The sequence below is a fragment of the Salinisphaera aquimarina genome, from assembly GCF_042643355.1.
GTDB lineage: Bacteria > Pseudomonadota > Gammaproteobacteria > Nevskiales > Salinisphaeraceae > Salinisphaera > Salinisphaera aquimarina.
Window position 1 is genome coordinate 703,812 of the sequence record NZ_JBHRSS010000001.1, and the last position, 21,120, is coordinate 724,931.

Consider the following 21,120-nt stretch of genomic DNA (forward strand, 5'->3'; position numbering starts at 1 on the left):
GACGGAAACGAAAGCCATCTGATCGTCGCAAATCCTGGTCCGGATCACTGCGAAAGTAGCAACGACGATGTCTTAGTGCGCCGTTGAGCAGCGTGGGTTGAGAACGGCGGCGAAGGTTCAGGCAAGAAGTTTGGAAAGTCCGCTTTGGGTCGCAATCGGCCAAAAGCAGCCCTCATATCATTCAGCCCGTAAGATTTCTCCGATTCCGAATTAGCGTATTACTTGCAGCAACGAATACTCTTTTGCCGCCTGCTACGGCTTACTCGCCTGCTTGTACTGGTTCGTGAGCTTGGCGCGCCAAGAATTTATGCCGTACCAGCGCATGAATAGCGCGCCGGGCCAAGAAGGCTCGCGCAAGTTGACCGGACATACGATCAAGAGAGTAGGGCGTTGGGCAGACGCTGGCTCGACAATATCGAATGCCAGCTCCACGTCCACCGAAGCGATGCCACGGGGTGTGGCCACTTGGCCCTCCAGGTACAACCTTGGGCCGCCGGCCTTTCGACCAATGAACATCCCAGGGCGTCTGACCTTATAAAGCTTTGGCATGACGCTGCCTCGCTCCCATTGAGCAGCTGTGGCCTCAAGGCGTGGCATCCCATCGGCACGTATTACTGGCCACGAGACGAATCGGTCTGCTTGACCGGCAGGGCTCACCAGGTAGTCGCAGATCTGGTTTGCGATCTGCTCGTAGCTATCGGATCGAGTGGGAGGGGGCATCGGACTAATGGGCGCCGATACGGCGCGACGGCGAGCCATCCCACGTTTGAACAGCCAATGGCGATCTGCCCCGTCCAAGAGCATCTGCTCGAGGATGTGACGGTTCACGTCGTAGGTTGTCTTGCTCAGGTCGATCTCGAAAGCCTCAAGGTTTGCATCTGCATAGTCATCACGAGCGGCCTGATTCTTGGCGTGTGTGACGCGAATCTCGATCCCGTATCGACGCCCACCGATTGTGGCCAGCACGTCGGCTCTACGTGTCTTGCCGATCGCAGTCTCGAGCGTGGCGGTTTCGAGCGGGGGTGTGAGTCCGGAGGGTAGAAGTATTCGCCGTTGGCGGGACGCGGCATCTGCGAGCACTTCTTTCGCGGCTCGATGTAGCGCGCTTTCACCCTCACAGCTTGTGTCGGCGAGATGAGCGAAATGCCAGATTCGTTTCTTTCTCTGACGTGCCAGCACAGGCTGGCGGCAGGTAGCGCAAAAACAGTCGCAGGCGCGCCCACGTCCGACCTCGTCGACATGCGCCATGACTACTTCGGCATTCTCAGCCCAGCCGAAATACCCATGCCAGTTCCCAACCATCGTATGAATTTACTACCTGGCGGCGAGCTGCGCAGTCCAGCGGCGCTCGAGCGGGGTGCGGCCTATCCTGATTAGTACAGAATCGCTATCCCCCCCGGCCTTTTAGCGTGAGCGGCCGGATAGGGCGATCCCCGAATCAATCGCAGCCGCGTGTCCGGCCCAGCTCATCCGGCGCCACGAAGTCGCGCCAGTGCCGCCATCCCTGTGAGCACCAGAACCCCCACTCGCGGGTTTTCTCTGCGGTAAGAAACAGGGTCGTGACAGGACACCCTTCCTCAATCTCGATGCGGTGGGGGCGTGCGGCGTCACGTCGGACAACGATATCGCCGGGGGATCGTTTCTCGCGCTTAGTGGGACCGGCGGGGTCATTCGGGTCGGCCGGAAGATGCTCCCAGTAGGTGCCATCGAGCAGCACCGTCACCCACGGCCACGGGTGATCATGCAGCGCGCGATCCTCGTCGCTGCGAATGAATCGATGAACGTAACCGTTCTCTAGCTGCTGCCCGTCGATGCACCAAAGACGCCGCAGTAGATCCCCAGCCTGCGTATCGAACAGACGGTATTTGCGCTGCACGAACCATCGGAGCATGTAGGGATCGTCTTGATCGCCGATGCGCTCGTCTGGCGGGCGCTGATCGATATGGGCATTTCGCGCCCATGCCATCACATCCTGGTGCTCGATCGAGCCGCCGGCGCAGGTGACGCCGGCTTCGAAGTCCCGCTGCGTCATGATCCGCCTAACGTCGCCATTCTTGTTCATCCTACTTGCGTAGCCATGACTCGCCCTTAACCAGCAACTCGCCGCGCCACGACCATGCGAATGGTCTGAATGATGTTGCTCGCGCTCATCCAGGGCGCGTTCAACCCCATCTGCCGCAGGATCAGCGTGGCGATACGGTAGGCATCCTCCGGCTCGACCGGAACAGCGCGTACTGGATGATCCTTGGCCCAGGTGCGGATGAAGACCTTTCGACCCTGATCTTCGAGCGAAAAACCCTTGTCGTTGTTCGGGCCATGATTCTTGTACTCGCATTTCGGGATCAGGCCGAACAGCACGCCCGCCACGACCGGCAGTTCGTTGCGCGTCATTTGAATGCGCAGCTTGCTCGACCAGTCGTAGCTTCGCGGCTCGGTTGCTGTCGCCGAGTCGAGAGACACCGTGTAATCGCCACCACGGGTATCGGCAGGCTCGAAGCACAGTGCAGCCTTACCGCCATAGATGTGCATGTTGTAATTGAATCGATCCGACGACGAATCGCTGCCAGAGCGCGATTGTAGCGGGGGCTCGTCCTGCCAATCCTCGGGCCCCGCCGCAGCAGGGGCAGTCTGTGCCGCTGGTGCATGTGCTTGCTGCGGGGGCGCCGGCTGCGGGTGCTGAGCCTGCTGCGCGGTCGCTTCGCCCCCTGATGCGCCGTTGCCGTCATTGACCGCCGTAATCTTGATGCCGATCTCGCGCATCGCCCTGGCGACGTAATTTCGCGCGCCGCTATCGCTGGTCATGTTCGAGGCCGCAGTCAGCAGCTGGTTGCGCGGGCGATTCTCGCGCAGGGCGCGAAACTGGGCACCGGTCAGCTGCGGCATATTGATTTGAGTCAACAGTTCGTTGAGCTCTCCGAGGTTTTGCGGTGCGGGCATTTTCAGGCTCCTGTTATTGTCTGATCTGGGTTCCATTATCCGCATTTCCCAGGTTCTGCAAGTGCCGCAACCGAATGAAAGTAGACGGATTAACGTTTCGATTTAGGGTTTCGTTTCGCATCTTCTTTATCTGCGTCTCGGGCCCGTTCAAGCCGATTGAGAAGGCGCTCGCGCTCGTCGGCGATCGCTGTCGCATGGGCCAGCTTTTCACGCAGGGTGTTCTGTTCGGACTGGGCGTTGAGCAGACTTTCAGACAGCGATGCCGCCTTCGTTTGGGCCTGTTCAATCGACGCTTCAAGGTCCGCAGCGTGCGACTGGCTTTTATCCAGGTCAGCATTTATTGCCTCTATGGCGCGATCTCGGTCGCGTAACGACTGTGCGTTCTCCTCGCGCTCACGGATCGCTTGATCTCGTTCGTCTCGCAGGGCGCGGATCTGTTCTGCGTGTTCGGCCTTGGCAGATAGGACTTCCTGCCTTGCCTCATCCACCTGTTTAGCCCAGAGCTTCTGCTGATCATCCGCGCGTTCTATCTCTCGATCTCGCGCGTCGCTGATCTGTTGCCGTTCGCGGACCAGGTTCTCGGTCTGCTTTCGATGGGTGGCACGCAGCTGCCGGACATGGCGTGCGGCCTGGCTGCGCGTGTCGCTCAACTCGGAGGTCAGGTGGGCATTCCTGTCCTGGCTGTCGTTCAGCGCCTCCTGGCTGACTTCCAGATCCTTGGCCAGCGATGCCGCCTCGCTTTCCGCGGCCTGTGCGCGCTGTTGCAACTGTCCGACCTGTTGTTCCAGGGCGTCGGCCTTCCGGCTTTTCTCTGCCACTGCATCGGTGAGTGACTTCTCGCGCTCTGCCATGAGCGCGCGCTGTTTCTCCAGCTCCTCTCGAGCGCTATCCCGGGCCTCGCTATAGAAGCGGTGTGCGGCATCGACCACCGAGCGGGGCAGCCCTTCGGGCAGCCCGGTACCCATTTGTTCGGCCAAGCCCTTGAGCGCGACCTTCATGTGACCGGTCAGCGTCTGCTGGGATGCCGTGGTGTCCAGTTCGCCCCGGACCTTGGCCATCGACGGATAGTCACCGCGTTCAAGCACCGCCCTGAGTGCGTCCTGCACGGCTTCCGGCGTGAGAGTGCTGCTGGCCATCAGGTCAGACTCCCAAGATCGACGTGAATGAGCGCCTCGGATTCATCGGTGACGCCGATCGGGTAAAAGCCGAGGAATTGCTGGCCGTCGTGAGAGATACCGTCGTAGCGACCGCTCGAATCCCGGTAGATCAGCGGCCGGGCGCCGAGACCGCCCATGCGTTCGGCGATATCGGCAACGACGGCCTCGGCATCGTGGGTCACCGATGGATCGCCGTCTTGGTCGATGACGACTTCGCCGCCGCTGGGCGCGATATGGACTGAGAAATCGTATTGCGCCAAAGCGCGAGGGGAGTGTTTGGGCATGACGTGGTTGAACCCGAGGTGTGGTGTCTAAATAGTACCGTACTAATACGCGATACTCACAACGTACCATATAGTACGAATATGAGAGCAGATAAACATAACCGTACTTATGTTGTGCGAAGGCGTGATTTGCGGGACGGTACAGCGTCGAAGTTCTGATGCGGTGTTTTCGTGCGTACAGGCTTCCATTCGAGTTGGCGGATTAATATTTTAATCGCTATGATTAGAAATGAATCAGAAGGGCTGACTGCAGTGTTTGTAGGCGGCAATGCCGCGCCAAACCAGTCGCTCGGTTAGCAACTACGAATGGAAAGAGGAACCCACGATGGCAAAGATCGAAACCCGAGTTCTAACCGCACACGTTCCCATCCCCATGGCCGAAAAAGTGGATCAGTTAGCCCATCGGCTTGAACGCTCGCGCGGCTGGGTCATGAAACAGGCACTCTCCTCCTGGATCGCCCAGGAAGAGGAGCGCGATCGCCTTACACGCGAGGCATTGGAAGACGTCGATGCGGGCCGCGTCATTGACCAGCAGGCAATTCAAGCATGGGCTGACAGCTTAGATGCCGATGAACCACTATCGATACCTCGCTGATGGAGGTGAAGTGGGCCCGTAAGGGCCTTTCCGACTTAGCGCGCCTATATGAATTCCTGGCTCCTGTGAATAAGCCGGCGGCCGTGCGGGCGGTAAAAACACTCACCGAGGCGCCACGTGTCTTGGTAACCAATCCCCAGATCGGCGAGCAGCTATCTCACTTTGAACCGCGAGAGGTTCGCCGCATTCTGGTCAGTCGATACGAGCTGCGTTACGAGATCGCGGGTGAGATCGTCTATGTTTTACGTGTCTGGCGCACGCGAGAGGATCGGTAGCCGGTGGCGGGGCGAAGTCCAGCCGGTTTCGGCCAGATAGTCAGCTCCCGGTCAGAAGCGGACTTCAAAAACCCTCGATCGTGCTAGCGCTCGTGACTCCAGACCGGCGTGCTACTCGATAGTGGGGAAAGGTCGGGCCAGGCCGATGATGCCGGCGCCGCGGCGCCGGTTCTTGCTTTTACTCATCACCCGCGCCTTGCTTGTAGCCCTCGGTGGTGGCTCGTGCGTTGCTGGACTACGCCGCCGCGAGACCGTACTTTTCGACCACTGTGCCGACGGCCGCGTCGATAATATCCAAGCCTTCGTCGAGATCGGCGTCGGTGGAAATCAGCGCCGGCATCACCTTGACCACGCTGTCACCCTGGCCCGTAGTTTCCATGATCAGACCGCGTTCGAAGCACTGGCCGATAATCTCGTTACCAAGCTCGGCGCGGGCACAATCCAACCCAATGAAAAATCCGCGACCACGGACTTCGGCCTCGAAGCCCGAATGCGAATCAACGATCGCCCTGAGTCGCTCACGGATATACTCCCCCTTGTCAACCACACGTTTTTCCAACGCATCGTCGCACCAAAACTTCTCAAACATGGCCACGGCCGTGACGAACGCGTGATTATTGCCCCGGAACGTGCCCGTGTGTTCGCCTGGCTCCCAGACATCCAGGTCGGGGCGCAGCATGACCATCGCCAACGGCAAACCCATGCCAGACAGCGATTTTGCGATGGTGACCATATCCGGCTTGATGCCGGCGGGCTCGAAGGAAAAGAACGGACCAGTACGGCCATAGCCGGCTTGGATATCGTCGACGATGAGCAACAGTTCGTGGTCGCGGCAAATACGCTCGACCTGGCGCAGCCACTCGAAATCGGCGACGTTGATGCCGCCTTCGCCCTGTACGGTTTCCACGATGACGGCGGCCGGTTTATCGACGCCGCTGAACGAATCGCTGAGCAACTTTTCGAGATCGTCCGCGGTATTGCGTCCGTCACGGTAGTAGCCGCTATACGGTGCCGTCGTGGTATTGGGTAATTCAAGGCCTGCGGAGTTTCGGATCGCGGCATTACTGGTCACCGCGATCGCGCCCAACGTCATGCCATGAAAGCTGTGGGTAAAGTGGATCAACCCACTGCGGCCGGTCACCTTCCGTGCCAGCTTGAGCGCCGCCTCGTTGGCGTTGGTACCGGTAGGGCCGGGGAACTGGAGCTTATAATCCATCCCGCGCGGTTTCATGATGACTTCGTCGAAGGTTCTGAGAAACCTCTCCTTGGCCTCGGTGGCCATATCCAGACCGTGATTCACGCCGTGCGACCGAATATAGTCGATCAGCGCCTTTTCCATATCAGGATCGTTATGACCATAGTTAAGCGCGCCCGCGCCGCTAAAAAAATCCAGATACACGCGCCCGTCTTTTGCGGTCATGCGATTGCCCTGGGCGGTCGTGAACACAGTGGGAAACGACCGGCAATACACTCGGACCTCTGATTCGAGACGCTCTATGATTTCCATGACGACTCCTCGCTATCGCTGTTCAAACCGCAGGCAATCCACCGATGCAGTAATACTTGGTCTCCAGGTATTCATCCATGCCGACATGGCCGCCTTCGCGGCCTAGCCCGGACTGTTTGATCCCGCCGAAGGGCACATGCGGACCGGTGATATCCATGGTGTTAACGCCGACCATGCCGTATTCGAGGCCACGCATGAATTTGCGGATGCGGGCGTCGGTATGGGTATAAACATAGGAGGCCAGGCCAAAGATCGTGTCGTTGGCCGCAGCGATGACTTCGTCGTCATCGTCAAACGAACAAATAGGTGCGATCGGCGCGAACGATTCTTCCGATGACACCTGCATATCCGGCGTAAAGTCCGCCACGAGCGTCGGCATAAAGAACTGCGAGCCCGGGGCCGCGCCTTGTTCGCGACCGATGATACGCGCACCCTGATCGCGGGCGTCGTCGATCAGCGATTGCGCCTTTTCCACCGCGTCCTCGTTGATCAACGGGCCGATCTCAGTATCTTCGTCGAAGCCGTTGCCGACTTTCATGGCGTTCATTCGCTCGGCAAAACGACCGATGAAATCCTCGTAGATGGATCGATGCACGTAGATGCGATTGGCCGCGACGCAGTCCTGACCGCTGGTCTGGAACTTGGCCGCGATCGCGCCTTCGACCGCAGCATCGATATCGATGTCGTCGCAGACGATGAACGGCGCATTGCCGCCCAGTTCCATGGCCGTGCACTTGACAGTATCGGCGCTTTGCCGGATCAGCTGCCGGCCCACGGTAGTTGACCCGGTAAACGACAGCGCTCGCACTTTGTCCGTTGCGCAGACGCGTTCGGAAAATAGCTTGCCGGCGCCGGTTACGACGTTGAATTCGCCGTTGTTCAGGCCCGCGCGTTCGGCCAATATCGCGAGTGAAAGCGCACAGAACGGTGTCTGGTTGGCGGGGTTAACCAGCGTGGTGCAGCCGGCGGCCAGCGCGGCCGCGACCTTGCGCGTGATCATCGCCAACGGGAAGTTCCAGGGCGTGATCATGGCCGCCACGCCGACCGGCTCTTTGACCGTGCCGATCGCGATCTGCGTGTTTTCTGGGGGAATGGTGGACCCGTTGGCTCGCCGGCCTTCTTCGGCGAACCAGCGCAGGAAACTGGCGGCATAATCGACTTCGCCGCGAGCCTCGCCGATCGGTTTGCCCTGTTCCCAGGTCATCAGACGCGCAAGTTCCTCGGCGTATTCGTGCATGCCGTCATACCAGGCCAGAAGCTTATCGGCGCGCTCGACCACCGAGGTATGACGCCAGGTGGAAAACGCATGATGGGCAGCATCAATCGCGCCATCGATGTATGCCGCGTTCAGGTCGGGCACGTGGCCGATGGTCTCGCCGGTAGCTGGATCGTTGACCCATTTGCGTGCCTTGTCTTCGGCGACGATCCATCGGCCGCCGACATAAGCCTGCTCGCGCAGCAGCGTCATTGTGCTGTTCGACATGTCCGTATCCCTTTCGTACTTCGATATCGAAAACCAATACTATCAGCGTGCATCATGCACTTATATCAGGGTTTTTCCGCAACCAATTTTCTTGCTTTCGCCTATGAGACTAATTCTGGTCTGCGTAATTCTACGCATGGTAAGGAAAAAGGTTTCCCGGTCATGGTCGAAAAAGCGCTTAGACACCTGATGACAAGGATGCACGTCGCAGATGAGTTCCCAGGAAATCACCGAAGACGACCACGGCGGCGAGGTAGACGATTCCACCATGCACCGCGCGATCGCGGGCGCGGCCACCGGCAACGCGCTGGAATGGTTCGACTTCGGCGTGTACGGCTATTTTGCCACCACCATCGGTCATGTCTTCTTTCCGTCGCAGAGCGATACCGCGGCGCTGCTGTCGTCGTTTGCCGTGTTTGCATCGGCCTTTGTCGCACGACCGTTCGGCAGTCTGGTGTTCGGCCCGCTGGGCGACAAGATCGGGCGCAGCGGCGTGCTCATCGCCACTATTCTGATCATGTCGGTCGGCACGTCGCTGGTCGGCGTGTTACCCAGCTACGAAAGTATCGGTATCTGGTCGCCGATTCTGCTGATTGCGCTACGCATGATCCAAGGCTTTTCCACCGGCGGTGAGTACGGCTCGGCGGCGACCTTCATCGTTGAATACGCACCCGACGATCGACGCGGATTCCTAGCCAGCTGGCTGGAGTTCGGTACCCTGACAGGCTATTCCTTTGCCGCGATTCTGGCGCTGATCCTCGACGGCTTCCTCGGCAACGACGCCATGACTAGTTGGGGGTGGCGTATTCCGTTCTTGATGGCCGCCCCGATGGGTATCTTCGGCGTCTGGCTGCGGCTGCATCTGGAAGACAGCCCGGCGTTCAAGGAGCTGCAGGACTCCGGCGAAGTCGAACAGGCGCCGTTCAGAACCCTGTTTGCCCACCATTGGCGCACCATGATGTTGTGCCTAGGTCTGGTGTTGGTGCTCAACGTGGCTTATTACACCGTGCTCAAGTACATGCCCAGCTATTTCACCTCGCAGCTTGATATCAGCGAGTTCAACTCGGTGTTGTTGTCGCTGGGCATTCTGGTCGGCATGCTGCTGCTGGTCACGCCGCTCGGGCGCCTGTCCGACAAGATCGGACGCAAACCACTGCTCTACATCGCCTGTGGCGGGCTGATCGTGTTCTCGATACCCGGCTTTTATCTGATGTCGCTGGGTAGCCTGTGGCTGGCTTTTGCGGGCCTCGCGCTGATCGCGTTCTTCGTCGTCTTCCTGTCCGGCGTGATGCCGTCGACGTTGCCGGCGATATTCCGCACTAACGTGCGCAACGGTGGTTTTACGATTTCCTACAACGTCTCGACGGCATTGTTCGGCGGCACCGCACCGTTTTTGATCACCTGGCTGATCTCGGTGACCGACAACACTTATGTGCCGGCGTTCTATCTGATGCTCGCGGCAGCCATCGCGCTGATCCCGGCGATCCGGCTACGTGAATCGGCCAATGCGCCACTGCTCGGCTCTAAGGCGCGCCACGGTCGCGCGCCCGACAAGAGGCGGCGTTGAGCCGGCCGAAAAACAAGACGGCTGCGCCGATAATAATCGTCGGTGGCGGCGCGGGCGGCGCCGAGTTAGCGGTCAAGCTTGCCGCCGACGGCCAGGCCGGCGTGCGCCTGATCGATCGCGAAGCTACCCACGTCTGGAAACCGCGCATCCACGAGCTGGCGGCCGGCCTGCGCCGCGGCCACGTGGACGAACTGGGCTACGCCGGGCTGGCGCAGCGCTGGGGTTTCGCCTTCGAGCGCGGCACGCTCGCGGACATCGACGCCGACGCTAACACCATCCGCCTGGCCGCCGAGCGCGACGACGATGGCCAGACACTGGTGCCCGAACGCAGCGTGGCCTATCGCGCGCTGGTGCTCGCACTCGGCGGCGTCACGCCCGATCTGGGCGTCGACGGCGTGCTCGAACACGCCTTCATGCTCGATTCGGCGCGAGATGCCGAGGTTATTTCTGAGCGTTTTTCCGCCCGGCTGCTCGCGCATGCGCGCGGGGTCGAGGACCGCGCTTTCGATATCGTGATCGTGGGCACCGGCGCGACCGGCGTCGAATTGGCCGCACATCTGGCCACCGACGCGCGCTCGACCACGCTGACGCCGCCCGCGGCGCTGCCTGATATCCGTATCACGCTGGTCGAGGCCGCCGATACCTTCATGCCCGGCATGAATGACAAAGTCCGCCAATCCATCGGCGAACGATTGAAAAAAGCCGGTGTTCGTATCGAAACCGGCCAGCAGATCGGCAAGGTCAGCGCCGACGCGGTCGAGACCGAAGAGGGCGCGCGCTTCACCGCCGACATGACTATATGGGCGACCGGTCGGGTCGGCCCGCCGGTGGCCGGCGATATCCAAGCGCTGTCGACCAACAAAAAACGCCAATGGCGGGTACGCAAAACGCTTCAGAGCCTGGATTCGGACGCTGTTTTCGCACTCGGCGATTGCAGCTATATCGACGACGAACCTGCGCCGCCCACCGCCCAGGCCGCCAGCGAGCAGGCCGCGCACCTGGCCAAGCAACTGCCGCGTTATCTGGCCGGCGAAACGCTGGAGCCGTTTTCATTCACCGACCAGGGCACGCTGCTGTCGCTGGGCGAGGCTGGCAGCGTCGGCGCGGTGCGCGGCTGGTTCAGCGACGATATCCAGGTCCGAGGTCGGCTCGCGCGCACCGCGTATCGCGGCCTGCAGCGCCAGCACCAGCTGCGGCTGCTCGGACGCTTTCGCGGCAGCATCGAAATCCTCGGCGATGTGCTCGGCGAAGCCGCAGGTCCGGATATGAAGGTTTATTAAACGCGAGAACTATGGCGACACAGCAACAGTTGGTAAAAACGCTGCTGGACAAGCACGGGCGTACTTTTGCCTCGGAACTGGGCGCAGATCTGGCGAAAAACACGCCGGCGCCCTTGTTTCAACTGCTGTGCCTGGCGCTGCTGACCAGCGCGCCGGTGCAGGCCGATATCGCCATGCAGGGCGCGCGCGCCTTGATTGACGCCGGCTGGACCACGCCGCAGAAAATGCGCGACAGCCGTTGGCAGCAACGTGTTGCGGCGTTGAACGCCGCCGGCTACGCACGCGTCGACGAGAAGACGGCTACCCAGCTCGCCGAGCTTGTCGATACGCTGCAATCGGAGTACGGCGACGATCTGCGCGGCGTGCGGCAACGCGCGGACGGCGACGTACATGAAGCGCGCAAAGCCTTGAAGGTCTTCAAGGGCATCGGCGCCGTCGGCGCCGATATTTTCCTGCGCGAAGTCCAGACGGTGTGGTCAGAGTTTTATCCGTTCGCCGACAAGGCAGCGCTCACCGCAGCCGGCAAGCTGGAGCTACCCAGCGATGCCCAAGCGCTGTCCAAGCTCGTGGACCGCAAAGACTTCACCCGCCTGGTCGTCGCATTGGTGCGTACCCAACTCGCCAAGGATTTCGACAGCGTGCGCCGGGCGGTTGAACGCCGCGGCTGAGCGACGCCGGGCGCCGAAAAGCGCTCAGTGCTCGAGCATCGCGCCGTGCGCCTCGGCGCGGCGCCGGCGATAAAAATGCCCATAGATCAATACACTGATCACCGCGGCATAGGCGCACCAGACCGAAGTGAAGGCGTACTGCTTGATCAACAGGACCACGCTCAGGCCGACTAGATTGAGTACACCGAGCATGACGATATAGCGATAGCCGGAGAAAAACAGGGCGCCGCAAGTGACCACGATATACAGCGCCGCGACCACAATGCTGCGCGTGCCCGGGTTGTGATAGACCACGCTGTGATCGCGCACGCCGATGTGGGTGTCGAAATTCAGCAGTGCCCAGAGCACATATAATACGAGCACGGCGCCCACGGCCAGAAATGGCAGGATCCTGCGCCCGCGCTGCTTGTCGGGCTCGATCAGCCATACGCTCAGCGGCATGAGCAGCGGCAGCAGCGCCTGGGCATAGAGCATGTAAACAAACCCCCAGTCGTCGAGCGTGCCGATACCGAGGTCGCCGTGCAGGCCCAGCCACACCATGCCTTCATTGAACTGATGCCACGCAAAGAACAGCGGCACGGCCGCAAACAACCATTCCTTGGGATGGTTGCTGCGCGCCACCGTCGCGACACCGACAACGGCAACGGCCGCAGCACTGGTGAAACTGGCGCTGGCAGAAAAACACATCGGCGGTTTACCGGTTAAGGGCAGCTGTAGCACAGCCACGCGATTGTCCAAAAGGTTGAATGCGTGGAAAATTCATGGCTTTCCGGTCTCTACAGGATTCGGCGCCGAGGGGAAACGCGCCGGATGCGCGTCCAGATAGGCGTTGCAGGCCCGCAGCACGCGGATATCGTCGAACTTGCCGCCGGCCAGCTGGAAACCCACCGGCAGCCCGGCGTCCGTGAAGCCGCAGGGGATGTTGGCCGCCGGCTGCTGGCTGAGATTGAACGGATAGGAAAACGGCGCCCATTCTTCCCAGTCCTGCATGTCGCTGCCGGGCGGGACTTCGTGATTGATCTCGAACGGCTCGATCGGCACCGTCGGCGTCATCAACAGATGATAATCCTGATTGAAGTGCTCGAGCCGCTCGGTCAGACGCGCGCGATCGGCCAGCGCCCGAAACAGATCGACCGCACTCCAGTTCTGCGCATGTTTGGCGTTGGAAACCAGTCCCGGGTCGAGCAGTTCGCGGCCCTTGTCGTCGCACTGCGACCAGACTTCCTGCGAAGCCGTGAACCATATCCGCCGGAAGATATCGATCGGCGACTCGAAGCCGGGATGGATCTCGACAATCTCGGCGCCCAATTCCTCGAGTTTGCGCGCGGCTTCCTTGACCCGGACGGCGATCTGCGGATCGACTTCGGCGTAACCCAGATCGGGCGAGTAGGCGATACGCAGGCCGCGCAAATCCTCGTCCAGATCCACGCCCCAGTCCTCGGGCTGACCCCGGGTGGCATAGGGGTCGCGGTAGTCGTAGCGGCCGATTACGTTGAGCATGCGCGCGGCGTCGCGCGGGTGCCGCGTCAGCGGGCCGATATGCGACAGCGTCGGCGCCTTGGCCGGTGGCCATTGTGGCGTCCAGCCAAAAGTCGGCTTGAAGCCGAACACGCCGGTGAACGCGGCCGGAATACGAATCGAGCCGCCCGAATCGCCGCCCTGGTGCAGCACGCCCATATTCAAGGCGGCCGCGACCGCCGCGCCGCCGGAAGAACCGCCGGGCGTTAAGCGGGTGTCCCAGGGATTGCAGGTCGCACCAAATACACGGTTGTCGGTGACCGCTTTCCAACCGAATTCCGGCGTGTTGGTCTTGCCCAGCAATACTGCGCCGGCTTCGCGCAGCCGGGTGACCGGTGGCGAGTCGTTCTTGCAAGGATGTGGGCGGGTGGTCAACGAGCCCTCACGTGCCGGCATGCCGGCGACATCGGTCAAATCCTTGAGCGACGCCGGTACGCCGTCGATTGGGCTCAGCGGCTTGCCGCGCCCCCACCGCTGGGCCGAGGCTTTAGCGGCTTTCTCCGCGCCTTCGCGATCCACAAAAACATAGGCGTTGACGACGTCATTGAAATGATCGATCCGATCCAGTGCGGCGCGCGTGGCTTCTAGCGGCGAGGCCTCGCCGGTTTCGAATAATTCCGCCAATTGGCCGGCATCCATAGAGCCCAGATCGGTGTCGTTATCGCTCATGCTGTCTTCCGGAAATTCAATAAATTTTTATTATGCAAACGCGTGCTGCAGACGCTCGAGGGCATTGCCCAGCGTCTCGCTGCCGGCGGCGAATGAAAGCCGCATGTGGCCCGGCGCATTGAACGCCGAGCCCGGAACCATGGCGATACCCAGCTCTTCGAGCAGCCAGTCGCCGAGCTGCTGATCGTCGTCAACGCCGTCAAGCGAGGCGATCACACGTTGGAAGTTGGGCAGGCAATAAAAGCTACCTTGGGCCGGATGGCAATCTATGGCGCCTATTTCGGCCAGCCCGTCGGCGACCTGCTGGGCGCGGTTGGAGAGCGCTGAGGCCATGTCATGCACCGTGTCGAGGCCGCCATCGAGGGCAGCCTGGGCCGCTTTCTGCGACACGGCCGCAGTGTGCGAGGTACTCTGCCCCTGCAACTGCTGCATCTCTGCAATCAAATGCGATGGTCCGGCCGCGAAGCCCACACGCCAGCCGGTCATGGCGTAGGCCTTCGACACACCGTTGATGACCACCGTGCGCTCTTTCAGCGACGGGCAGACATTGAGAATATTGGCGTAAGGCTCGCCGGTATAGCGCAGATGCTCGTAGATATCGTCGGAAACAACGAATACGTCCGGATAATCGAGCAATACTTCGCCTAGCGCCGATAGCGCTTCGCGCGACCAGACCTGGCCGGTCGGATTGTTCGGCGTATTCAGCACCACGATCCGGCTACGATCGCTCAGGCATTCATCGAGCACTTCGGGGCGCAGCACGAAGCCGTGCTCGTGATAGGTCGGCGCGTTGACGATACGCGCCCAGGCGATCTTCGAGATCGACGGGTAAGTGCCCCAGTGCGGCGACGGGATGACGATTTCGTCCATCGGCTGCAACAGCGTCATGCAAGTGTTAAACAGCGCCTGCTTGGCGCCGCAGCTGTGCATGACCTCGTCGTCGTCGAAATAGAGATTGTTGTCGCGCTTGAACTTGTGCCGGATCGCATCTTTTAAACTGGGCAGACCACCGACCGGCGTATAGCGAGTATAGCCGTGGTCGAGCGCCTGCTTGGCGGCGTCGATAATATGCTTGGGCGTATCGAAGTCCGGCTCACCGGCGTCTAGGCGCAGGATGTCGCGCCCTTGGCCGGCGAGCTTTTCGGCTTTCGCGTTGATACGGAATATCGACGAGCCGGATAGATCCTCGACTCGCCGAGCCACCCGCAGGCGGTGGTCGGCGTGCCGGGTTGTTTGGCCTTGACGACTCATCGCTGCAGCACAGAGCCATCGTCGTCGTACAGCGGATAGCTGCCCTGTTCATCGTGATCTTCCATGCCGACCAGCGACGGGCTGAAGCAGCACAGCACGGTCATGCCTTTTTCGCTGGACAGGATATGCTGCTGGTGCTTGTCCAGGGCGTATAGCACACCGGGCTTGAGGTCCCATTTACCACCTTCTGTGAGGTCCTCGATCTGGCCTTCGCCTTCGGTACAGATCACGGTTTCCTTGTGATTTTTGTACCACATGTGGAGTTCGCCGCCCGGCTTGATCACGGTCTCATGAAATGAATGGCCCATGCCGTCGGCGCGCAGCGTATAGCGGCGGCTAATGAACTGATCTTCGTCGACCTCGGTCTTCTTGGCGTCTCCATGGTCACGTACGATCATGTCTTGGTTTCCTCGTTTTCGGAGTGTAAATTTTTCGTATGCGTCGGTCGGCCGGCTTTACCATTTAGCGGTCACTTGCTTCATGGAATCCTTGAGCATGCGAAAAGCGTCGGGATCGCCCTTGAGCACCGAGGACATAAAGCCCTTGGCCTGCTCAAAACCAATATGCGGCGGCAGCGGGCCAATCTCAGGGTCGACGTAGGCGTTGATCACCACCGGCCGGTCGGCGGCAAGAGCTTCGTCCCAAACCCGATCAATGTCGTCGGCGCTGTTCATGCGCAAACCCTTGAGTCCGAGCATGGCCGCATAGTCGTCGTAGGCGAAATCGGGCAGATCCTGGGATGTCTTGAACTTGGGATCGCCTTCCATGACGCGCTGTTCCCAACTCACCTGATTGAGATCGCGGTTGTTGAGCACCAGTACGATGGCGCGTGGGTCGGCCCAGTCGCGCCAGTATTTGGCGATGCCGATCACGGCCTGATTGCCCAGCATCTGCATGGCGCCGTCGCCGACCATGGCGACGGCGGGCCGATCCGGATAGGCAAACTTGGCCGCCAGCAGATACGGCACGCCGTTGCCCATCGACGCCAGCCCGCCCGACACCGAGCCGATCATGCCGCGGCGTATCTTGAGATAGCGCGCATACCAGTTGGTGGCGGAGCCCACGTCGCTGACCAGCATGACGTCGTCCGGCAGGCGCTGATTGAGCGACCAGAAGATCTTCTGCGGGTTGATCGGATCGGCCTCGACGGCAGCGCGTTCGTCCATGAGCTGCCACCACTCGCGGGTGTTATCGATGATCTTGTTCTGCCAGCGGCGATCCCCCTTGCCGGTCACGCGCTCGAGCAACGCGGCCACGGTAGCGCGGGCGTCGCCTTGCAGATTGACTTCGGTGGGATAGCGCAGGCCGAGCGCTTCGGCGTCGATATCGATCTGCACCGCGCGCGCCTGACCGTCGGCGGGCAAAAACTCGGCGTAGGGAAAGCGCGTACCGATCATCAGCAGGGTGTCGCAGTCGTTCATCATGTCCTGGCTCGGCCGGGTGCCGAGCAGGCCCATGGTGCCGGTGACGTAGTCGACATCGTCCGGAATCATGGTCTTCGCGAGGATAGCCTTGGCGACACCCGCGCCGAGTTTGTCTGCCAGCGCCAGCACCTCGTCGACCGCGTGCTTGCAACCGGCGCCGGCAAGCACGGCGATCTTTTCGCCCTCGTCGAGCACCTTGGCAGCCGCGTCCAGATCCTCGCCGGTGGGTAGCCATTGCGGACGCCGGTAGCCGATACCCGAAAACACCGCACCGTGCGAAGCCGGCGGCTGCTCCATGGGCAGATCCTGGACATCGTTGGGAATGACGATCGCGGTGACGGCGTTGCGCGCCATGGCGATGCGCAGCGCCTGGTCGACCAGATGCCGGGCCTGGGCCGGGGTCGAAACCATATGCACATAGTCACCTGCCACGTCCTTGTAGAGCGCGGTGAGATCGATTTCCTGCTGGTAGTCGGTGCCAAGGCTCATGCGCGCTTGCTGGCCGACGATCGCCACCGCCGGCATATGATCCTTCTTGGCGTCGTAGAGGCCGTTGAGCAAATGCACGGCACCCGGGCCCGAGGTCGAAATGCACACGCCTGGCGTGCCGGTGAACTTGGCATGAGCGCTGGCCATGAACGCCCCGATTTCTTCATGCTGGGGCTGGATCAGGCGGATCTTGTCTTCGGCGCGGCGCAGTGCCGACATCACGCCGTTAATGCCGTCACCCGAATAACCGTAGACGCGTTCGACGCCCCAGGCAGACAGACGTTCGATAATGAAATCGCTGACCGTTTGTCTCATGCGTGGCTCGTTGCTGTATGAATAACCTTTTACCCTAAGCCTTATCTGTAGGGTGCAGCCATACGAATATTTACTGAAGAATCTATTGGGGCGAAAAGGTTTGCGGGTTGGCGCGCGCCCAGTCGGCGGCATAAATTTCAGGGATTTGATTCTCTAGAAAGTCGCGGCTGACAACCACCGGATGGATCGCACGATAGGTGTTGGCCGGCCCATGTTCGGGGCGGTGGTAGACCTGCTCGGGCGTGAGCAGCTCGGGGCTGTCGAGGCCCATCGCGCCGGTGATATCCAGAAACGACTTGATCGTGGCGTCGTGAAAATTGCGCACCCGTAGCGCCTTGGAAACCACGTCGATCGAGCGGCTGCGGGCCGGATTCTGGGAAGTCACGCCGGTCGGGCACGTGTTGGTATGACAACGCAGCGCCTGAATACAGCCGACCGAGAACATGAACGGGCGCGCGGCGTTGCACATGTCGGCCCCCAGCGCGATCTTTTCGACCATGTCGAAGCCCATGGCCACTTTGCCGCTGGCAATTACCCGGATTTCGTCGCGCTTGCCGATGCCGACCAGGCAGTTGTGTACGAACGGCAAGGCTTCGTTGATATAGGTGCCTATGAAGTCCTCGAACTCCGTCGGCGCGGCACCGGTACCGCCCTCGGCGCCGTCGACGGTAATGAAATCCGGCTGGATGCCGGTCTCGAGCATGGCCTTGCAGACCGCCATGAACTCGTACTGCCGGCCCAGGCAGAGCTTGAAGCCCACCGGCTTGCCGCCGCACAGCTTGCGCAGGCGTTCGACGAACTGCATCAACCCCACCGGCGTATCGAACTCGGGATGCGACGCCGGCGACAGACAATCCTGGCCGACCTCGATATCACGGGTCTTGGCGATCTCCTCGTTCACCTTGGAGCCCGGCAGCAGGCCGCCGTGGCCGGGTTTCGCCCCCTGCGAGAGCTTGATCTCGATCATCTTGACCTGCTCGGTACGGGCCTTGTCCTCGAACTCCTTCGGATCGAAGCTGCCGTCTTTGTGCCGACAGCCGAAATAAGCGCTGGCGATCTCCCAGATGAGGTCGCCGCCGTGCTCGCGGTGATAGGGGCTAATCGCGCCTTCGCCGGTGTCCTGGGCAAAGCCGCCGAGTTTGGCGCCCTTGTTCATGGCCAATACCGCATTAGCCGACAGCGAGCCGAAACTCATGGCCGAGATATTCAGGCGCGAGGAGTTATAGGGCTTGCTGCATTGAGGGCCGCCGATCTTTATGCGCTTGTAGCGCGCGTCCACGTCCTTGGGCGCCATCGAGTGCTGGACAAAATCATAGCCCGCGTCTTCGATGTCGCGACGGGTGCCGAACGGCGAGGTATCCGAACCACCGTCGGCGCGCGCGTTGATGATCTGGCGCTGTTCGCGATTGAAGGGCCGGCCGCTGGTTTCGGATTCGAAGAAATACTGGCGCATCTCCGGGCGTAAGAATTCCAACAGGTAGCGTATATGGCCCAGAATTGGATAATTACGTAGCACATTGTGATGGGAGCGCAGATCCAACGAGCCGAATATCGCTAAAATCGGCAATACGCCCCATGCGAATAGCCAGATAGGCGCGAACCAAGCCAAGGCTAGTCCGGTGCCCAAAGTGAACACTACAAACACGGTGTAAATCAGTCTCGGATAGCCAAACATGCAATAAACCTCGTACTCGAACAGGCGGATTACTCCACAAACCTGCGGCGTGTCGATAAAGAATGTGAAGAGTATCTGGCCGGTGCGGTGAGTACATGCGATGAGACGCTCTGGAACACCGACCTTAAGATAATTGCTTTCCACTTGTAGGCCGTACGCCTGCTGATGCCCATCGCCTGGGCGGCTTCAACAGGGCGTAGACCGTGTTCGCGGATACGGCGAATTAGCAGCGCTCGACCTTGAAACGTCAGTCGCGCATTCTGGTGTGTGTTCATCCGGGTCACTCCTGGGGCTTCTGGATTTCGACACCCATTAGCTTCAGGGAGAGTGGCTCGAATGAACAATCTACTGAAAGGTCACAACTAGGCTCGGCGAGCTGTGGCTGGGATTAGATGCAGGCGAGACAAAGCGGCCTGATAGATCGTATAAGCTCCCTACGCTGCGGTATATCAGTGGGCACGTTCAAGTATTTCTGTAGCTCTTTACTCTTGACTAGGAGCTCATATCCATTACTTACTATTATAAGAAAGCGCAATCTTCGGAGGTTTTGAGCACCAAGTTAACCTTAAAACTTATCGGGTTCAGGTAGCCTCTCGAAAAGGCGCGGTACCTCTGTCACGAGCGTTGACATAAACGGAATTTAGGTGGCGATAACGTCAACGCACCACAACAACCATCGGAGTCAAGCGTGACCAGCCAACAAGAAGACCAAACTGGCATTGCCCTCAACGACATCTTGGAACGAGCGGTTGATCGTATCCGCGAGATGCAGCAGTGGCTCGGCTCGGTGGAGCCCGGGGCGGCCGAACAATTCCTGGCGGCGGGTAGGGAAGCTGAGCGGACCTTGAAGTTCGCGACGACCACAGCACTTAAGCCTATTCGTAACAAAGACGGTAAACCCGCTTTCAAAGGCAGTGTTATCCATGACTCAAGCACGAGGAGCTTGAGAGAAGGTCTGGGGCAGAGTAGGGCGGCAGAGTAGTTAACGCTATGGTGCTGGAGATCGGGTGAGGTAGATAACAACGTCAAGCGGCGGCAACTTTATTGGTCGGTTCTTCCGTGTATTTGGATTTGTCTACGACTCTCTCAAATCACTCGACGAACTCTGGGATGATCTCGGACGCTCACGCCACCACTATCATGCGTATCTGGTTGAGTCAGTTCAGCACGCGGTAATCGCCGAACGGCAAACTAGAGTCCTGGCCGACATCGAGATGGCCTTTGAGGGTCTCTACGACATAGGCGGGAGCTACGATGCTGGCGATGTGCATCGCTATATCGATGCCCGTACTCGAGGCGAGCAGGTTGAAAGCCCATAGGCGAACCGTGGCGCACGTACCCGACACACCCTGACTTTGGGCGATCTCGAACGAATGACAGATTTGCTGCGTATAACCACGTTCATTTTTCGCTTGAGCGTGTTCTTAACTGTAGCGAAAACGTTCGGAATCAGTCATTGAAAAGGCCGCACTGCCGTTGCGGAAGCTGACCGGCACTGGTTATGACTTACACAATTCCGAAAACTCCCTAGGTGTGTAAACCCACCAGGTTGTTCACAGTCAATCCGAGCCGGCTGATAGGCGGGTTGTAATCGAGGCTGGCATGGGGCCGGTGCCAATTGTAGTGATGCAGCCAGTGGGGCAGATGGGCGGCACGCTGGTCTGCGTTGTCATATGAACGCGCATAGGTCCACTCGCGCAGCGCGGTCTGGATCAGGCGTTCGGCCTTGCCGTTGGTGCGCGGCCGGTAGGCGCGCGTACGGCGGTGGCTGATGCCCAGCCGCCGGCAGGTGCGGGCGAAGGCGTGCGATTTATAGCAGGCCCCGTTGTCGGTTAGCACGCGCGTGATGCGCACGCCCAGACCGCGGTAGTAGCGCACGGCCGCGATCAGCGCGGCCACCGCGCTGGCGCCGGTCTCGTCCGGCTTGATCGTGGCCCAACTGATCCGGCTGTGATCGTCGATGGCCACGTGCACGTAGTCCCAGCCCGCGCCCTGGCTGGCGCCACGGCGACTGCCGGTCACCCGG

The 21,120-nt window shown here is 60.3% G+C and carries 20 protein-coding genes and 1 pseudogene; 6 read left to right on the forward strand and 15 right to left on the reverse strand.

The features are described from left to right. Positions 1-252: 252 nt before the first annotated feature. From ACFOSU_RS03335 to ACFOSU_RS03355, 5 genes are all read right to left on the reverse strand, one after another. Positions 253-1,248 carry a competence protein CoiA family protein gene (locus ACFOSU_RS03335; protein ID WP_380686383.1) on the reverse strand — a complete coding sequence of 332 codons (996 nt, stop codon included), beginning with the start codon at positions 1,246-1,248 and terminating at the stop codon, positions 253-255. Between the two features lie 190 nt (positions 1,249-1,438). After that, on the reverse strand, positions 1,439-2,062 hold the full coding sequence (locus ACFOSU_RS03340) for a hypothetical protein (protein ID WP_380686385.1): 624 nt from the start codon (positions 2,060-2,062) through the stop codon (positions 1,439-1,441). Positions 2,063-2,088: 26 nt separating this feature from the next. Further along, positions 2,089-2,937 carry a hypothetical protein gene (locus ACFOSU_RS03345; protein ID WP_380686387.1) on the reverse strand — a complete coding sequence of 283 codons (849 nt, stop codon included), beginning with the start codon at positions 2,935-2,937 and terminating at the stop codon, positions 2,089-2,091. Positions 2,938-3,026: 89 nt separating this feature from the next. After that, the gene (locus ACFOSU_RS03350) at positions 3,027-4,073 is read right to left on the reverse strand and encodes a DNA-binding protein (RefSeq protein WP_380686389.1); all 1,047 of its coding nucleotides are present in this window, start codon (positions 4,071-4,073) and stop codon (positions 3,027-3,029) included. Next, the gene (locus ACFOSU_RS03355) at positions 4,073-4,378 is read right to left on the reverse strand and encodes a hypothetical protein (RefSeq protein ID WP_380686391.1); all 306 of its coding nucleotides are present in this window, start codon (positions 4,376-4,378) and stop codon (positions 4,073-4,075) included. Before ACFOSU_RS03355 ends, ACFOSU_RS03350 begins: the two co-directional genes overlap by 1 nt. A gap of 325 nt (positions 4,379-4,703) precedes the next feature. Between ACFOSU_RS03355 and ACFOSU_RS03360 the strand changes: the two genes are divergently transcribed. Both ACFOSU_RS03360 and ACFOSU_RS03365 read left to right on the forward strand, forming a co-directional pair. Continuing rightward, positions 4,704-4,973, forward strand: a complete 270-nt coding sequence (locus ACFOSU_RS03360; RefSeq protein ID WP_380686393.1) for a CopG family ribbon-helix-helix protein — start codon at positions 4,704-4,706, stop codon at positions 4,971-4,973. Continuing rightward, on the forward strand, positions 4,973-5,248 hold the full coding sequence (locus ACFOSU_RS03365; protein WP_380686395.1) for a type II toxin-antitoxin system RelE/ParE family toxin: 276 nt from the start codon (positions 4,973-4,975) through the stop codon (positions 5,246-5,248). Before ACFOSU_RS03360 ends, ACFOSU_RS03365 begins: the two co-directional genes overlap by 1 nt. A gap of 235 nt (positions 5,249-5,483) precedes the next feature. On the opposite strand, the gene ectB is transcribed toward ACFOSU_RS03365, so the two are convergent. Next, a complete protein-coding gene (gene ectB, locus ACFOSU_RS03370; RefSeq protein WP_380686397.1) occupies positions 5,484-6,755 on the reverse strand; it encodes a diaminobutyrate--2-oxoglutarate transaminase in 1,272 nt (423 codons plus the stop codon). A 22-nt stretch (positions 6,756-6,777) separates the two neighbouring features. Continuing rightward, positions 6,778-8,238 carry an NAD-dependent succinate-semialdehyde dehydrogenase gene (locus ACFOSU_RS03375; RefSeq protein ID WP_380686399.1) on the reverse strand — a complete coding sequence of 487 codons (1,461 nt, stop codon included), beginning with the start codon at positions 8,236-8,238 and terminating at the stop codon, positions 6,778-6,780. Between the two features lie 211 nt (positions 8,239-8,449). On the opposite strand from ACFOSU_RS03375, the gene ACFOSU_RS03380 reads away from it, so the two are divergent. The 3 genes from ACFOSU_RS03380 to ACFOSU_RS03390 are packed head-to-tail and all read left to right on the forward strand — an operon-like array spanning position 8,450 to position 11,753. Further along, positions 8,450-9,805: an MFS transporter gene (locus tag ACFOSU_RS03380; RefSeq protein ID WP_380686402.1), complete on the forward strand. Its 1,356-nt coding sequence runs from the start codon at positions 8,450-8,452 to the stop codon at positions 9,803-9,805. Beyond that, positions 9,802-11,085, forward strand: coding sequence for an NAD(P)/FAD-dependent oxidoreductase (locus ACFOSU_RS03385; RefSeq protein WP_380686404.1), 1,284 nt, complete (start codon positions 9,802-9,804; stop codon positions 11,083-11,085). The genes ACFOSU_RS03380 and ACFOSU_RS03385 overlap by 4 nt, the downstream gene beginning before the upstream one ends. Positions 11,086-11,096: 11 nt before the next feature. Continuing rightward, positions 11,097-11,753, forward strand: coding sequence for a hypothetical protein (locus ACFOSU_RS03390; protein ID WP_380686406.1), 657 nt, complete (start codon positions 11,097-11,099; stop codon positions 11,751-11,753). A gap of 24 nt (positions 11,754-11,777) precedes the next feature. Here the strand turns inward: ACFOSU_RS03390 and ACFOSU_RS03395 are convergent, their stop codons facing one another. From ACFOSU_RS03395 to ACFOSU_RS03425, 7 genes and pseudogenes are all read right to left on the reverse strand, one after another. Further along, on the reverse strand, positions 11,778-12,440 hold the full coding sequence (locus ACFOSU_RS03395; RefSeq protein ID WP_380686408.1) for a DUF6629 family protein: 663 nt from the start codon (positions 12,438-12,440) through the stop codon (positions 11,778-11,780). A 72-nt stretch (positions 12,441-12,512) separates the two neighbouring features. Then, complete coding sequence (locus ACFOSU_RS03400) at positions 12,513-13,940, reverse strand: amidase (protein WP_380686410.1); 1,428 nt, start codon at positions 13,938-13,940, stop codon at positions 12,513-12,515. A gap of 30 nt (positions 13,941-13,970) precedes the next feature. Then, entirely contained in the window at positions 13,971-15,191 is a 1,221-nt protein-coding gene (locus ACFOSU_RS03405) for a pyridoxal phosphate-dependent aminotransferase (protein WP_380686412.1), read from the reverse strand. Then, on the reverse strand, positions 15,188-15,589 hold the full coding sequence (locus tag ACFOSU_RS03410; RefSeq protein ID WP_380686414.1) for an ectoine synthase: 402 nt from the start codon (positions 15,587-15,589) through the stop codon (positions 15,188-15,190). The genes ACFOSU_RS03405 and ACFOSU_RS03410 overlap by 4 nt, the downstream gene beginning before the upstream one ends. Positions 15,590-15,646: 57 nt before the next feature. Then, positions 15,647-17,419: a thiamine pyrophosphate-requiring protein gene (locus ACFOSU_RS03415; RefSeq protein WP_380686416.1), complete on the reverse strand. Its 1,773-nt coding sequence runs from the start codon at positions 17,417-17,419 to the stop codon at positions 15,647-15,649. Between the two features lie 82 nt (positions 17,420-17,501). Next, positions 17,502-19,094: an FMN-binding glutamate synthase family protein gene (locus tag ACFOSU_RS03420; protein ID WP_380686418.1), complete on the reverse strand. Its 1,593-nt coding sequence runs from the start codon at positions 19,092-19,094 to the stop codon at positions 17,502-17,504. Positions 19,095-19,228: 134 nt separating this feature from the next. Further along, positions 19,229-19,369: pseudogene (locus tag ACFOSU_RS03425) on the reverse strand (leucine zipper domain-containing protein); the annotation flags it as partial. A gap of 413 nt (positions 19,370-19,782) precedes the next feature. On the opposite strand from ACFOSU_RS03425, the gene ACFOSU_RS03430 reads away from it, so the two are divergent. Further along, complete coding sequence (locus tag ACFOSU_RS03430; protein WP_380686420.1) at positions 19,783-20,076, forward strand: hypothetical protein; 294 nt, start codon at positions 19,783-19,785, stop codon at positions 20,074-20,076. Positions 20,077-20,621: 545 nt separating this feature from the next. Here the strand turns inward: ACFOSU_RS03430 and ACFOSU_RS03435 are convergent. After that, positions 20,622-21,120 (reverse strand): integrase core domain-containing protein (locus ACFOSU_RS03435; protein ID WP_380686422.1); only part of this gene is annotated, 499 nt, incomplete at its 5' end.